This window comes from Phosphitispora fastidiosa, assembly GCF_019008365.1.
GTDB lineage: Bacteria > Bacillota > Thermincolia > Thermincolales > UBA2595 > Phosphitispora > Phosphitispora fastidiosa.
The window spans coordinates 330559-345941 of record NZ_JAHHUL010000001.1 but is presented as its reverse complement, the minus strand read 5'-3'; the positions used below and the strand labels follow the sequence as shown (position 1 = coordinate 345941).

Below are 15383 nucleotides of genomic sequence, written 5' to 3'. Positions count from 1 at the left end.
ATGATTGATTTTGCTCTTCACAACGCCTGGTTGATACCTCTCCTACCGGCAATTGCATTTTTGCTGATATTTCTTGTTTTCAGACCACTTCCTAAAGTAAGCGCTTTTATAGGAATTACAGCAATTCTGATGTCGTTTTTGCTGGCGGTTTGCATAGGTATAGGGGTAATCCAGGCCGGGGACCAGTTTGTCGAACAACCGCTCAAACAGGTGGTAACCTGGTTTGAAATGAGCGGTCTCAAGGTTGAAATGGGTGTCCAGATTGACCCGACATCAGCCATGATGCTGTTCATGGTAAGCCTGGTGGCTTTAATGGTTAATATTTATTCACTTGGCTACATGCACGGTGATGAAGCGTTCTCCCGTTTCTATGCTTTTTTGGCTCTGTTTGCCATGTCCATGCTGGGACTGGTTATCGCTCCCAACCTGTTGCAGATGTTTGTCTTCTGGGAGCTGGTAGGTTTGTGTTCATACCTGCTGATAGGTTTCTGGTGGCATAAGTACTCGGCACGGGAAGCTGCGAAAAAGGCCTTTATCACCACCCGCACCGGTGACTTTGGCCTGCTGCTGGGGATTCTTCTCCTGCAGATTAACTTTGGAACTCTTGACTTGATGACACTGGGTGAAATGATCCCCAACTTCCAGGATTATACCAACCTGTCTGTAGGTGGTTTGACAGCTATTGCTGCTATCCTGTTCTTGGGTCCGATCGGAAAATCAGGCCAGTTCCCGCTTCATGTGTGGCTGCCTGATGCCATGGAAGGCCCTACTCCGGTCAGTGCGCTGATTCATGCCGCAACTATGGTTGTCGCCGGTGTCTATCTGGTAGGGCGTAGTTTGATTCTCTTCCAAACCGTTCCGGGTGCAATGGCTTTTGTGGCCTTTATGGGTGGATTTACAGCCCTGTTTGCGGCGACTATTGCTATAACCCAGACCGAGATGAAAAAGATACTGGCTTATTCGACAGTATCACAGCTTGGTTATATGATGCTGGCACTGGGTGCTGGCAGCCTCACAGGCGGTATGTTCCACCTGTTTACACACGCCTTCTTCAAATCCCTGATGTTCCTTGGCGCAGGTAGTGTTTTGCATGCCATGAATAATGATGCCGACATCTGGAAGTATGGCGGACTGAAGAAGAAAATGCCGATTACTTACTGGACATTCCTTGTTGGATGTCTGGCTATTGCCGGTATCTTCCCCTTTGCAGGCTTCTTCAGTAAAGACGAGATCCTCCTGGTAGTTAAAGAGGCTTCTCACGGAGGTCAGTTTGCCGGACTTTATTTCGTGCTGTTTTGGATGGCTACGATTACTGCAGCCCTGACAGCCTTCTATATGTTCCGGATGTTCTTTATCTGCTTCCACGGCGAGCCGCGTGACAAGTCATTCCACCCGCATGAGGCACCGTTTTCGATGGCATTCCCCTTGGTTGTACTCTCAATATTCTCCATTTTCGGTGGGTTCATTGGGGCGCCATGGGTTGAGCATGGCTTCGGGTATTATGTAAGGCTCGGAGAATTCCACCATGCCGGTGTTGACTGGGCTATAATCATAGTGTCAACTATCCTGGCGCTGGGGTCAATTTTCCTGGCTTATTGGATTTACGGCAAAAAAGCTGTATCCCATGAGGCTCTGGCTCAGAAATTTGCCCCGCTTTACAAGCTGTCATTTAACAAGTACTATATTGATGAGATTTACCTGTGGCTGATCCACAATGTTCTTGATGGACTTGGCCGCGCCCTGTGGTGGTTTGATATCACAGTTGTTGACGGGATTATCAATGGAATCGGAAACGCTGCCAAAATACTTGGCAGTATCTTAAGACGTGTTCAGACCGGTAAACTCCAGCACTATGCCCTGGTATTATTTGCCGGAGTTGTGATCCTGGTATTAATCATGAGTTTTGCTGATACCAGTTCAGCCAGTCTGAGTCTGTTAGGAGGTGTAAGGTAATGGGTTTTCCCGTACTGACTGCTATTTTGCTGTCACCAATCATTGGGGCATTAATCAGTGTCTTTATACCCAAGGAAGAATCCAAGATAATTAAGGCAGTTGCCGGTATTACCACCTTCATCTCTCTGGTTCTGACCATTATTCTATACATTGTGTACTATACCCAATATGTGAAGACTGGAATAGGCGGTTTCGCTTTTACCGAAGACATCCCATGGGTTGCTGACCTTGGAGTCATTTACTCCCTGGGTGTTGACGGGTTTAGCCTGCCGATGCTGCTCTTGACAAACATTATCGGGTTTACATCAGTATTTTCGCGTTCCTGGAGTGTGGAAAAACGTGCCAAGGAATTTTACATCCTGCTCCTGATTCTGATTACCGGGGTTATGGGTACATTTATAGCCCGTGACCTGTTTATCTTCTTCCTCTTCTACGAAGTAGTGGTAATCCCCATTTATATTATGGTTATTATCTGGGGTAGTGGAAGTAAGACAAAGGATGTTACCAAGGAATATGCAGGTATGAAGCTGACTATCTACCTGCTGATAGGAAGCGCCTTCCTCCTCGCAGCTATGATCTGGATGTACAAGGAGGCGGCAGGAATTCTTGGTACCCCGACATTTGACATTGCCAAACTGGCAACTATTGATTTTTCGACTCAGTTTCAGATAGTGGTGTTTGGGATGATGGCATTTGGCTTTACCTGCCTGTTGTCAATGTTCCCGTTCCACTCCTGGTCACCTGACGGGTACGCCGGAGCGCCTACGGCGGTTTCCATGATTCACGCCGGTGTACTGAAAAAGATTGGTGGTTACGGTCTGATCCGGATTGGCCTGTTTATCCTTCCGGTTGGAGCAAAGTTCTGGGCTCCGCTGATAGCGATATTTGCAGTTGCTAACGTGGTCTATGCCGCACTAATCTGTCTGGCTCAAAAAGACATGAAGTATGTTGTCGGTTATTCCAGTGTCAGTCACATGGGCTTTGTTCTCATCGGGGTGGCATCTATGAACATCATCGGTCTTAACGGCGCTGTTGCCAACATGTTTGCCCATGGTGTCATGTCGGCCCTCTTCTTCTCTATGGTTGGTTACATTTATGCGGCCACCAAGAGCAGGTATATTCCTGACCTTGGCGGGTTAGCCCACCAGATGCCGGTTGCGGCTGTCGGTTTTGTGGTTGCAGCTATGGCATCAGCCGGTCTGCCGGGCCTGGTAAGCTTTGTACCTGAGTTTACGACCTTTGTAGGCGCATTTAAGGAACCATCCCTACAGATTCCGGCAATAATTGCCCTGACCGGTGTGGTTCTCGGTGCGGTCTATGTGCTGCGGATGGTTGCCAATGTATTGTTTGGACCCCGTAAGGAAGAGTGGGATCATGTAGAGGATATCAAAGGCTCGTACTGGATTCCGGTTGTAGTCTTAATTGTATTCATCGTCGCCTTTGGTGTATTCCCCTCCTTGCTCATGGATATGGTAGATTCCGGAGTGCAGCCTATTGCGGCTAAATTGGTTCAGGCCACAACCGCTGCAGCTCAGATGGGAGGGAGTATCTAATGGATCTGTCTTTGCTGACTATTGAAATTGCAACTGTCCTTCTGGCGATTGCGGTATTGGTCATCGGTCTGCTGATTCCCAAAGAACAGCGCTATGGACTGGGATATCTGGTAACCATAGGCCTGGCAATTATACTGTTTATCAGTTTTGGGTACTATGGTATAAATGCAACGGCATTTGAAGGTATGTACTATGTCGATGATTTTTCGATATTCTTCAAACAGCTGATCCTTGTTGCCGCTGTGCTGGTTACTCTTGCTGCAACACTGTATGTCAAGAAAATGGGCACAAATTATGGCGAGTTCTTCGTAATGACGGTTTTTGCAGCTGTTGGGATGATGGTGCTGTCATCTGCAGGTGAATTTATCACCCTGTACCTTGGCTTGGAAACAATGACCATCTCCTTCTATATTCTTACCGGGTTTAAGAAAAATGACAGCAAATCTGCTGAAGCCGGTATCAAATACCTGATTCTCGGAGCAATGTCCTCAGGTATTCTGCTTTACGGTTTAAGTCTTGTATACGGGATGACAGGGACAACGGTTATTTCAGAAGTTGCTGTGAAACTGGCGGAAATGGGCAGCCTGCCACCGGCTATGGTAGTCGGGATGGTCTTCCTGGTGGCCGGTTTCGGTTTTAAAATTTCTGCAGTACCGTTCCAAATGTGGTCCCCTGATGTATATGAGGGAGCCCCTACACCTGTTACCGCATTTCTTGCCGTAGGTTCCAAAGCAGCGGCATTTGCGGCTCTTATGCGGGTGTTCCTGGTTGCCTTCCCTGATTACAGTCTCCAGTGGAAGATGCTCTTTGCAGCACTCGCTGCTCTGACGATAATCATTGGTAACCTGGTAGCTATTCCACAGACAAACATTAAGAGAATGCTGGCTTACTCCAGTATTGCCCAGGCAGGTTACATCATGACCGGTGTAATTGCAGCCAGCGCGGCAGGGGTAAGGGGTGTAGCCTTCTATGGTATGCTGTATGTGTTTGCGACTATTGGAGCCTTTACTGTAGTCATGAACTTTTCCGCAAATACCGGCAGTGATGAGATTAAGGATTATGCAGGCCTGGCCCAGCGGTCACCATTAATGGCTGCAGTTTTGACGGTTTGTCTGCTCTCAATGGCAGGCATTCCACCTCTGGCAGGTTTTGCCGGTAAGTTTTACCTGTTCTCATCAATCGTAGACCAAGGCTACCTCTGGCTGGTCATTATCGGTCTGTTGATGAGTATGGCGTCAGTTTACTACTATCTTTCAGTTGCCAAAATAATGTATATGGCTGACCCGGTAGATGACAGTCCGATTGTGGTTCCGGCAGGAGCAAAAGCAGTTCTGCTGATTACTATGATAGTTACCGTGTTCCTCGGTGTTTATCCACAGCCGTTGTCAGTGCTGGCAAACCTTGCAGCTAATTCACTGTTCTTCTAAAAAAGAGCAACGGAAAGAAAGAAAAAATAAAAAATCAAACCTAAAAGGAAGCTAGGAAAAAGGAACCTGAGCAATCAGGTTCCTTTTTTTGGCCCAGATAAGTAAAAAAATGGTTACAAAGGAAAGCAGTGGCATGGTATAATGTTTCTGAGGTGTTAAAATTGGAGGGTCTTAACAAAAAGGAAATTGGAGCCATCGGGGAAGATATAGCAGCCAATGCCCTGATAGAACACGGCTACAAAATTCTCGAAAGGAATTTCCGGTGTCGGTATGGGGAAATCGATATAATTGCTGGATTCGGGGATACCGTTGTTTTTGTTGAGGTGAAAACGCGCCGGAATGGGCGCTACGGTTTTCCGGAGGAGGCTGTTGATTATAGAAAACAGAAGAAATTGAGGCTGCTGGCAGAATATTACCTGGCTAAAAATCGTAATTTGCCGCGAATCTTGAGATTTGATGTATATGCCATCAGGCTTGATGAAACTAATAGGCCGGAATCGGTCCGGGTATTGGAGAACTGTTTCTGAGGAGGAAGGATTTTGTTAGCAGTCGTTAAAAGTTTTGCCCTGAAAGGACTGGACGGATATCCCGTCGATGTTGAAGTAGATATTACTACCGGATTGCCAGGACTGGAAATCGTTGGACTTCCTGATACAGCCGTAAAGGAATCAAGGGAACGGGTCAGGGCTGCGATTCGCAATTCAGGAATGGAGTACCCCCTGGGAAGGATTACGGTAAATCTGGCTCCGGCTGATACAAAGAAGGAAGGTGCTGTTTTTGACCTCCCCATTGCGATAGGCATCCTTGCTGCTTCCGGACAGCTAATGAATAATGACTTTGGAAAACATGTCTTTCTTGGAGAACTCTCACTGGATGGCTCAGCCAGGGGGGTAACCGGTATCCTGCCATCAGTTATGGGTATTATGGAAAAAACCGCTTATCGAGAGATAATCGTTCCTGTTGACAATGCAGATGAGGCTGCTTTAGTCGCCGGAGTCAGGATACTGCCTGTAGCCAGCCTGGCTGAGGCTGTGGCTATTCTTGACGGTAGAGTATCAATAAAACCCCATGAAATCAATATAAATGAAATGCTGAAAAGCGGAGCTGACCCCTGTTCCGAAGATATGGCTGATGTTAACGGACATTACCGGGTTAAGAGAGCCCTGGAGGTTGCCGCTGCAGGGGGACATAATATCCTGATGACCGGACCCCCGGGGTCCGGGAAAACAATGATGGCCAGGAGACTGCGCCAGATTGTACCACAAATGGCTCTACAGGAGGCACTCGAAGTAACCAAAGTATATAGTGTGGCCGGATTGTTAAAAGCTAACCTGCCGCTGCTGACCGGCAGACCATTCAGGTCACCACATCACAATGTCTCCAGGGCAGGGATGATTGGCGGTGGGAGCAGTCCCAGACCGGGTGAGATCAGCCTGGCCCATTATGGGATACTTTATCTTGACGAGCTGCCAGAGTTTGCCAGGGATACCCTGGAGTCCCTGAGACAACCGATGGAAGACGGGAAGGTGTGTATATCCAGGGTGCATGGCAGTATTGAGTATCCTGCCCAAATGATGGTTGTGGCCTCAATGAATCCATGCCCCTGTGGTTATCTCGGAGATACCTCGACACAGTGTGTCTGCACTCCCATCCAGGTTAGCCGGTACAAGCACAGGATTTCCGGACCCTTAATAGACAGGATGGATATCCATATCGAGGTGCCTAGAATCCATTACCGCGAGCTTCAGGAAACGCACAAGAATGAAACTTCCGCACAGATCCGCCTAAGGGTCGAGAGGGCCAGGCAGCTCCAGCAGAAACGTTTTACCGGGACCGACATCCAGTCAAATTCACAGATGGGTGGCAGAGAAATAAGAAATTATTGTCAAATTGATGAAAAAACTGCGGAGCTTATGAAGAGCGCCTTTGAAAACCTGCAGTTAAGCGCCAGAGCTTATAAGAAAATACTAAAGGTTGCCAGAACGATAGCTGACCTGGACAAGAATGAAAAAATCTGTGAAAAACACCTTGCAGAGGCAATTCAGTACAGGAGTGGTGACCGTAGGTATCAACCCGGGACCTACTAACCCCAGTTGAGTCACCTTTCATTTCCTGGTTTTCCTGATTCCAATATATTTTCTAATTCTTGATTTCCCTCTGTCCTATTATCCAGCTTTAGATTATTAGCTGAATAGTTCAATTGGTTTCTTTTAGACTGCTGTTCCGGTTTTTTCTGGAACTGTGGATTCACAACGGCAATTAATGATTTGTACAGTACAGACAGACTGGCCCCAACACCGAACAAGAGCAGCAGAAAAGCTAATATTTTAGCGGGCACTGTCGTTTCTCCTTTAGTTTCTTTTCTTAATAGTAGTAGTGCCGCTATTCAAATTGAAATATTCTTATGAAATATTACTGGAACCATTAAGCTTCAAAAAACTACTATTTAGCACCGTAGAAACCCGTTTACCTTTCAAAACCGACCATTGCAGGAAAAACTAAAGTCAATGTGCCCACGATAAGATACAATAAAAACTGAAAAGGACTGTAACTTATCATGGGGTGTGAAGCAAATGATTTTATCTAGAAGAGCTGTCAATAACCTAAACTGGGAGTACAGCCTCAGTTCCATTCTGGACTCTGCCTATAATGGAATCATAGCGGTGGATAAAGATGGATACATAGTGATATTTAATAAACCTGCCCGGGAAATTTTCCGGCTTTTAAAGGATGTAGGGGGGATGCATATACAGGAAATAATGCCTGAATCATGCCTTCCTGTTGTCCTGCATGCCGGAATACCTGCATTAGGGCAGAAAGTTACTATTAATGGCAGAGAGTGTATTGCTAATTCGACCCCAATCATAAAGGATGGAGAGGTTGTTGGCGCTGTTGCGGTTCTTGAGGATCTAAATGCTTTTCAGGAAATCATTGATGAAATGGTATCGGTAAAAGAGTCCAGAGGAGTACTGGAGACTGTTCTCAGTAATGCCCACGAGGGTATAGTGGTGACCGACAAGGACGGTCATATTGAGATATGCAATGAGGCCTTCTGCAGCTTCTTGAGACTTAATAAGGAGAAGGTTATGAGTAAACATATCTCGGTGGTGCTGCCCGAACTCCAGATAAAAAGAGTTCTTGACAGTGGGGCACATCAATTGGCAGAGCCTATCCAGATAAAAGGCAGTGATGTAATTGTTTCTATAATTCCGGTGTATCATGAAAATGAATTATCCGGGGCTGTCGGCAAGTTAAGGTTCAAACCTGTGTATGAAATGGATTCTCTCGTTAACCAGGTGAACACTCTTAAAAACAAGCTGGAATACTATAAGGATCAGCTTGAAAAAGTATCTGGCGCCAAATATAAGGTGGAAAACATTGTCGGCAAGAGCCAGGTGATTATACAGCTTAAAGAAACAATAAAAAAAGTAGCCAACGGAGATTCAACAATATTGCTGCGGGGTGAATCCGGTACCGGAAGGGAACTTTTTGCCCACGCTATCCACCTGGAAAGTTCCAGGAAACACGGTCCCTTTGTTAGGGTGAATTGTTCGGCAGTCCCTGAAAACCTTATTGATGCTGAATTATTTGGTTTAGCTGAAAGGACCGTTAGTGGAACACTGAGACATGGGCAGATTGGTAAATTTGAATTGGCAGACCAGGGAACAATATTTATCGATGATATCGGAGCTGTTTCTCCTTCTCTGCAGGCCAAAATTATGAATATAATGCAGACCAGGGAGATTAAGAGAATTGGAGATGACCGCACAAAACTCGTTGATGTAAGGATTATCGCTGCTACAAAACAGAACCTTGATGAGATGGTCAAGCAGAACCTGTTTCGTGAGGATCTTTATTACAGGCTTAATGTCCTTACTTTTTATATCCCTCCTCTGCGTGACAGGCGTGAAGACCTTGAACCATTGATAAATTTTATGATTGGAAAATATAACAACGAATATGGTAAGAAGGTTATCGGGATTTCTTCTGAAGTATACAATATTTTCATCAAACACACCTGGCCTGGTAATGTTAGGGAAATGGACAGTGTAATGGAACGGATTTTTAATGTCATCGAAGACCAGATAATCCAGCCTCACCATCTCCCGGTATATCTTAAAAAGATGTCACAGGCACAGTTGCAGATAAATGACAGGATGTCACTTAAAACCATTCTGGAGGATACGGAACGAAATGCATTGATTCAGGCCCTCCAGAGGTCAGGAGGCAATAAGGTTAAAGCTGCCAGAAGCTTGGGGATTTCCAGGGCTGGTCTATACCAAAAACTGGAAAAATATCATCTCCTTGAAGAGTAATATCAAGTAGAACAATTTAAAATCTAGGTTTGATGCAGGATTTCCTTAATTTTGGCTAGAATAACTTACAGACACTATTCAGAGGAGGTTTCGAAGCTGAGATTATGGAATTCTTGATAAATGAAAAGCACACTGACGGATACTCAGTTACGTGGAAATTCAGCGAAACTGTTTATACTGAACGGACTGATTATCAGGATCTGGCTGTTATTGATACCATGGAGTTTGGCAGGGCTCTTGTTCTTGACGGCATTATTCAGACAACAGAAAAAGACGAATTTATATACCATGAAATGATAGCCCATCCGGCCATGATGGCTCATCCTAATCCCCAAAAAGTGCTGGTTATCGGCGGAGGGGACGGGGGTACTGTCAGGGAAGCGGTAAGATATCAGTCTGTCAAGCAGGCAGACCTTGTTGAAATTGATGAGAAGGTTATCTGGGCATCCCGGAAGTACCTGCCCGAAATAAGCTGCGCTCTTAGTGACAGCAGAGTAAGAATTTTTGTTGAGGATGGACTTGGATTTATCAAGAGGAAACAAAACTATTATGATGTGATTTTAGTAGATTCATCAGACCCCATCGGTCCCGCAATCGGACTTTTCGGGAAGGAATTTTACACAGATGTATACAATGCTTTAAAGGATGATGGCATACTTGTAGCTCAGACCGAGTCACCTGTATTTAACAGGGAACTCCTTTCAAGTGTACATAGAAATATTAAAGATATTTTCCCCATAACCAGAACGTACCTTACAGCAATCGCAACATATATCGGAGGTTTCTGGACGTTTACCTGTGGCAGCAAGAAATATGACCCGCTTGCCGTCACACCTGACTCGGACAGGTTACAGGAGATGAACCTGAAATACTACAATAAAGAAATCCATCAGGCCTGTTTTGCACTGCCCAATTTTATCAGGGAGATATTTGAATAAAGTGTCCAAGGCGTTACGCCTTGGATTTTTTGTTTTTCCTCTTTTAAGTATTATTTCCGGAAATGACTGAGGAATATGGTGAGCTATTGTACAAGATTTTCCTTGCACTGACACCGTTATGAGACTAGCTGCAAATCACCGGCAACAAGGCAGGGAGTCCCCGCATCCAAATACCATTACCGGTCATTTTCAGGAACCATTCACCTTGCGGAAAAACAAAAAAACTCAGGTTCAGTGCCTGAGTCCAAGTTAAGTCCTAGTATTTTAAGCTGACCTTACGGGGATAGATTCCTTTGCCCGATTTTTTAATTATCAGTTTTGCGATAGCAGTTTCACAGTCAGAACAGGTACCTCTTGATTTTTCTTCGATGGATATTTTTTCTCCACATATTTTACATGACTGCATTTACCCCACCTCCAAAGTTTTATTTTGATATTATCCTAAAATTCATACAATTGCCATAATATTTCTGCGAATAGAAGTTTTTGCCCACTGAACGGTTCTGAAAACGACAAAAATTGCAAAAATGCTTATTTAGGTTTTCATCCTACAACCTTAAGCATATAATGTTTAAGAAGAAATTAATTCCATAAAACTAAGGTCGTTTGGGGGGGAAGAATTACGTGGAAATACTTAAAGAGTTAGCCGATTACAGGAAGCAACAGGAAGTTTTGCAGTGGGAAGGTATCTTTGCTCAGTACCTGGATATGGTCACCAAGGATCCCCAAATAGCCCAATTATCTCATGCAAAAGTCTATCAAATGATCAAAGATAGCGGTATTAACGAAGAAAACGAAAGACTAAAGTATCATTTCTTTGATAAAGAAATCTTCGGACTGGATAAGACCATTGAACGGTTGGTTGAGGAGTACTTTCATCCCGCTGCCAGAAGACTGGACGTGCGAAAGCGGATACTGCTTTTAATGGGCCCGGTAAGTGGCGGGAAATCAACAATCGTGACTATGATCAAAAGAGGGTTGGAACAGTATTCTAAAACTGATAGGGGAGCAATGTACGGAATTAAGGGGTGCCCCATGCATGAAGAGCCTCTGCACATGGTACCCAAGGAAATGAGGAAGGAGTTTTGGCAGAGGCACGGGGTTTATATTGAGGGTGAATTATGCCCATCCTGTAGGATGATGCTGGAAAGAAAATATAATAACGATGTATCCCAGGTTATCGTGGAAAGGGTTATCTTATCTGAGGATCAAAGGATTGGCATTGGTACTTTCAGCCCGTCAGATCCCAAGTCTCAGGATATTGCAGAACTGACAGGAAGTATTGACTTTGCCACGATTACGGAATTTGGCAGTGAGTCCGACCCAAGGGCTTACAGATTTGACGGGGAATTGAATATTTCCAACAGGGGAATTATGGAGTTTCAGGAAATGCTCAAGTGTGATGAAAAGTTTCTCTATAACCTTTTAAGCCTGTCCCAGGAAGGAAACTTCAAAGCAGGACGATTTGCCCTCATATCAGCTGATGAGGTAATTATTGCCCATACCAATGAAGCTGAATACAGGAGCTTTATTGCTAACAGGAAGAATGAGGCTCTGCAATCAAGGATTATTGTGATGCCAGTTCCATATAACCTGAAAGTTTCTGAAGAAGTCAAAATTTATCAGAAGCTCATATCTCAGAGTGATATGACCGATATACACATTGCACCACATGCCTTAAAGACGGCTGCTATTTTTTCTGTCCTGTCAAGATTAAAGGAATCCAAGAAACAGGGTATGGACCTGATGAAGAAAATGAAGCTTTATGACGGTGAAGATGTGGAAGGATTCAAGCAAAAAGATATCAATGAACTTCAGGCAGAGGCTGTGGAAGAAGGCATGAGCGGTGTGGACCCGCGTTATGTAATTAACCGCATATCGACTGCATTGATAAGGAGTGGGACGGTATGCATCAATGCCCTGGACATTCTGCGGGCGTTAAAGGATGGTCTGGACCAGCACCCGTCAATAAGCAAAGAAGAGAAGGAACGGCTGCTTAACTTCATATCAGATGCAAGAAAAGAATATGATCATATATCCAAAAAAGAGATCCAAAAGGCATTTGTCTATTCCTTTGAGGAGTCAGCCAAGACGATGTTTAACAACTATCTTGACAATATTGAGTCCTACTGTAACGGGGTCAAGGTTAAGGACCCGATTACCGAGGAAGAAATGGACCCTGATGAGAAGCTCATGAGGTCTATAGAGGAGCAGATTGGCATATCTGAGAATTCCAAAAAGAGCTTTCGGGAAGAGATTCTGATTAGGCTTTCGAGTTATGCCAGGCAGGAAAAAAGGTTTGACTATAGTTCGCATGAACGGCTGAGGGAAGCTATCGAAAAGAAACTGTTTGCAGACCTCAAAGATATTGTTAAAATTACTACCTCCAGCAAGACACCAGATGCGGAACAGTTGAAGCGGGTTAATGAGGTTACTGCTAAGCTTATCGAAGACCACGGCTACTGCTCCGTTTGTGCCAATGAGCTGCTAAAATATGTAGGAAGTCTGTTGAACAGGTAAGTACTGTTATACTTCGGGAGGTGATGGCGTTGACAGGCACCAGCTTCATTGTGTCCAAGGACGACTGGTCCTTGCACCGTAAGGGGCATATTGACCAACAGCGCCATATGGAAAAAGTTAAGGAGGCCATTAAGAGAAACCTGGCCGACATTGTAGCCGAGGAAAGCATTATCATGTCCGAAGGCCGAAAAATAGTAAAAGTCCCGATAAGGTCCCTGGACGAATTTCATTTCAGATTCAATAGGAACAAGCAAAAGTATGTCGGTCAGGGTGATGGTGATACCAAACAGGGGGATGTACTGGGCCAGGACAGCAGCTCACAGGGCCCGGGAAAAGGGCCGGGGGCCGGTTCGGAGCCGGGAATGGATTACTATGAGGCTGAAATTACGGTTGATGAACTGGCCGAGCTAATCTTCGAGGATTTGGGTCTGCCCAATTTGAAGGAAAAAAAGCAGCAGGAGCTGATAAGCGAGTCGTTCCAGTTTAGGGATGTCAGAAAAAAAGGGATTATGAGTAATATTGATAAGCGCAGGACTATAATGGAGAGCATTAGAAGGAATGCAGTTGACGGGACCGGTGAAATTGCTATCAAGCCTGATGACCTGAGGTTTAAAACATGGGACCAGGATATCAGATACCAGTCAAATGCGGTTGTGATTGCCATGATGGATACTTCAGGTTCAATGGGTCCCTTCGAGAAGTATATAGCCAGGAGCTTTTTTTTCTGGATGGTCAGGTTTCTCCGGACCAAATACCAGAATGTTAACATCTTGTTTCTGGCACACCACACTGCTGCCAAGGAAGTCAGTGAAGAGGAGTTTTTTACCAAGGGGGAAAGCGGCGGTACCCGGTGTTCCTCTGTGTATGAACTGGCTCTGGAGATAATTCAAACGAGGTACAGTCCTGAAGACTATAATATCTATCCCTTTCATTTTTCTGACGGGGATAATCTGCCGTCAGATAATGGGAAGTGCCTGGAACTGGTACGAAAACTGCTTGATTTTTGTAATATTTTTGGTTATGGCGAGATTGAGGGACTATACTATAATTCAAGTTCACTTATGTCTGTCTACCGTAAGATAAATGATGAAAAGTTTACCAGTGTGCTCATAAAAGATAAAACAGGAGTTTATCCAGCGCTGAAGACCTTTTTCAAGCCCCATAACGAGACCTGATAAACAGAGCTCTTACAATTAACGGGTTAGGTGTGATGGGATGACTTCAGAAGAAATCAAACTGTTTCAGGAATCACTGGAACAGATATCAAATAAGGCCAAGGAATTTGGCTTGGATTTTTATGATATGCGTTTCGAAATTATTCCTTCTGATATTATTTACACATTTGGGGCATATGGAATGCCGACCAGATATTCTCACTGGTCTTTTGGCAAGGCATTCCACCGGATGAAGACACAGTATGACTATAATCTAAGTAAAATATATGAACTGGTCATTAATTCAAACCCTTGCTATGCCTTTCTCCTGGACGGGAATTTACTGATTCAGAACAAACTGGTAGCCGCACACGTTTATGCGCATTGTGATTTTTTCAAAAATAATAAATGGTTCAGGCATACCTCAAGAGACATGGTTGAGTCCATGTCCAGAAATGCGGACCGTATCAGGGAGTATGAATACAGGTTCGGGCGGCAGCGTGTGGAATCGTTGTTGGACTCCGCCCTGGCAATACAGGAGCATATTGACCCCAGACATAATATCGGCAGAGAGCAGGCCCCGCAGAAGGAGCAGTGCCAATATGGCAGATGCCGGCAGGAGCACAAGAAGAGAGTGACTCCTTATGATGACTTATGGAATATAGGGGTCCGCCAAGAAACAGAAAAAGATGCTGTCAATAAAAAGAAGAAGAAATTCCCGGTTGAACCGGAAAAGGACCTCCTTAAATTTATTGCTGTTTATGGCAGAGAGCTGGAAGAGTGGGAAAGGGATATCCTGTTTATTGTCAGGGAAGAAATGCTGTATTTTTGGCCACAGGTGGAAACTAAGATTATGAATGAAGGCTGGGCTACACTCTGGCATTCAAGAATAATGCGGGAAATTGATCTCGACGAGGAAGAAACCATAGAGTTTGCCAAAATGCATGCCGGAGTTGTCCAGAAATCAAGGTCTGGGCTTAATCCCTATTACATAGGTCTGAAAATCTGGGAGGATATCGAAAAAAGATGGGATAAACCATCTGAAGAGGAAAAGAAGAAATATGGTCGTTTGGACGGTCAAGGCCGTAAAAAGGTATTTGAGGTCAGAGAGACTGAAAATGATATCTCCTTTATCAGGAATTACCTGACTAAAGAACTTGTTGAGGAATTGGACCTTTTTCTGTTCCAAAAGGTATATACCAAGTGGCAGGTGGTGGAAACTGAGTGGGAAAAGGTAAGGGAAGGGTTTGTTACCATGCTGACAAACGGAGGATTCCCGCATATCCTGGTTGAAGACGGAAATTACAAGGGTGATGGTGAACTATACCTGCGCCACAGCCATGACAGCAGGGATCTGGACCTGTATTACCTTGAAAAGACCCTGCCATATGTATACAAACTGTGGGGCCGGACAGTCCATATGGAAACTGTAGTGGACAATAAAAAACAGCTGTATTCTTACAATGGGACTAAAATATCGAAACAGAGTCTGTGAACAATGGAGGCTTGTGTGTTAACAAGG

General features: G+C 44.7%; 12 protein-coding genes. 10 read left to right on the top strand and 2 right to left on the bottom strand.

The window, feature by feature from the left end; genetic code table 11:
• The 5 genes from nuoL to Ga0451573_RS01680 all read left to right on the top strand — a co-directional run bounded on the left by nuoL (nucleotide 1) and on the right by Ga0451573_RS01680 (nucleotide 7020).
• Nucleotides 1-1953, top strand: coding sequence for an NADH-quinone oxidoreductase subunit L (nuoL, locus tag Ga0451573_RS01700; protein WP_231682135.1), 1953 nt, complete (start codon nucleotides 1-3; stop codon nucleotides 1951-1953).
• The gene (locus tag Ga0451573_RS01695) at nucleotides 1953-3506 is read left to right on the top strand and encodes a complex I subunit 4 family protein (RefSeq protein WP_231682134.1); all 1554 of its coding nucleotides are present in this window, start codon (nucleotides 1953-1955) and stop codon (nucleotides 3504-3506) included. The genes nuoL and Ga0451573_RS01695 overlap by 1 nt, the downstream gene beginning before the upstream one ends.
• Complete coding sequence (locus Ga0451573_RS01690; protein WP_231682133.1) at nucleotides 3506-4933, top strand: NADH-quinone oxidoreductase subunit N; 1428 nt, start codon at nucleotides 3506-3508, stop codon at nucleotides 4931-4933. Before Ga0451573_RS01695 ends, Ga0451573_RS01690 begins: the two co-directional genes overlap by 1 nt.
• Before the next feature lie 161 nt (nucleotides 4934-5094).
• Entirely contained in the window at nucleotides 5095-5460 is a 366-nt protein-coding gene (locus Ga0451573_RS01685) for a YraN family protein (RefSeq protein WP_231682132.1), read from the top strand.
• Nucleotides 5461-5472: 12 nt separating this feature from the next.
• Nucleotides 5473-7020, top strand: coding sequence for a YifB family Mg chelatase-like AAA ATPase (locus Ga0451573_RS01680; RefSeq protein ID WP_231682131.1), 1548 nt, complete (start codon nucleotides 5473-5475; stop codon nucleotides 7018-7020).
• Between the two features lie 11 nt (nucleotides 7021-7031).
• Here Ga0451573_RS01680 and Ga0451573_RS01675 read toward each other — a convergent pair whose 3' ends face one another.
• Nucleotides 7032-7271 (bottom strand): hypothetical protein, encoded by a 240-nt coding sequence (locus tag Ga0451573_RS01675; protein ID WP_231682130.1) that lies wholly within the window; start codon nucleotides 7269-7271, stop codon nucleotides 7032-7034.
• A gap of 235 nt (nucleotides 7272-7506) precedes the next feature.
• Between Ga0451573_RS01675 and Ga0451573_RS01670 the strand changes: the two genes are divergently transcribed.
• Together Ga0451573_RS01670 and speE are read left to right on the top strand one after the other, a co-directional pair.
• Nucleotides 7507-9249, top strand: a complete 1743-nt coding sequence (locus tag Ga0451573_RS01670; protein ID WP_231682129.1) for a sigma-54 interaction domain-containing protein — start codon at nucleotides 7507-7509, stop codon at nucleotides 9247-9249.
• A gap of 104 nt (nucleotides 9250-9353) precedes the next feature.
• A complete protein-coding gene (gene speE, locus Ga0451573_RS01665) occupies nucleotides 9354-10187 on the top strand; it encodes a polyamine aminopropyltransferase (protein WP_231682128.1) in 834 nt (277 codons plus the stop codon).
• A gap of 256 nt (nucleotides 10188-10443) precedes the next feature.
• On the opposite strand, the gene Ga0451573_RS01660 is transcribed toward speE, so the two are convergent.
• Complete coding sequence (locus Ga0451573_RS01660; RefSeq protein ID WP_231682127.1) at nucleotides 10444-10593, bottom strand: hypothetical protein; 150 nt, start codon at nucleotides 10591-10593, stop codon at nucleotides 10444-10446.
• A gap of 218 nt (nucleotides 10594-10811) precedes the next feature.
• On the opposite strand from Ga0451573_RS01660, the gene Ga0451573_RS01655 reads away from it, so the two are divergent.
• From Ga0451573_RS01655 to Ga0451573_RS01645, 3 genes are read left to right on the top strand one after another with little or no spacing between them, the layout of a single operon-like run.
• Nucleotides 10812-12707: a PrkA family serine protein kinase gene (locus Ga0451573_RS01655; protein ID WP_231682126.1), complete on the top strand. Its 1896-nt coding sequence runs from the start codon at nucleotides 10812-10814 to the stop codon at nucleotides 12705-12707.
• A 23-nt stretch (nucleotides 12708-12730) separates the two neighbouring features.
• Complete coding sequence (gene yhbH / locus Ga0451573_RS01650) at nucleotides 12731-13882, top strand: sporulation protein YhbH (protein WP_231682125.1); 1152 nt, start codon at nucleotides 12731-12733, stop codon at nucleotides 13880-13882.
• Between the two features lie 40 nt (nucleotides 13883-13922).
• Entirely contained in the window at nucleotides 13923-15356 is a 1434-nt protein-coding gene (locus Ga0451573_RS01645; protein WP_231682124.1) for a SpoVR family protein, read from the top strand.
• Nucleotides 15357-15383 lie beyond the last annotated feature (27 nt).

Coding starts and splice junctions, on each gene's coding strand:
- nuoL (WP_231682135.1), top strand. CDS start 1: ATGATTGATTTTGCTCTTCACAACGCCTGGTTGATACCTCTCCTACCG.
- Ga0451573_RS01695 (WP_231682134.1), top strand. CDS start 1,953: ATGGGTTTTCCCGTACTGACTGCTATTTTGCTGTCACCAATCATTGGG.
- Ga0451573_RS01690 (WP_231682133.1), top strand. CDS start 3,506: ATGGATCTGTCTTTGCTGACTATTGAAATTGCAACTGTCCTTCTGGCG.
- Ga0451573_RS01670 (WP_231682129.1), top strand. CDS start 7,507: ATGATTTTATCTAGAAGAGCTGTCAATAACCTAAACTGGGAGTACAGC.
- speE (WP_231682128.1), top strand. CDS start 9,354: ATGGAATTCTTGATAAATGAAAAGCACACTGACGGATACTCAGTTACG.
- Ga0451573_RS01660 (WP_231682127.1), bottom strand. CDS start 10,593: ATGCAGTCATGTAAAATATGTGGAGAAAAAATATCCATCGAAGAAAAA.
- yhbH (WP_231682125.1), top strand. CDS start 12,731: ATGGCGTTGACAGGCACCAGCTTCATTGTGTCCAAGGACGACTGGTCC.
- Ga0451573_RS01645 (WP_231682124.1), top strand. CDS start 13,923: ATGACTTCAGAAGAAATCAAACTGTTTCAGGAATCACTGGAACAGATA.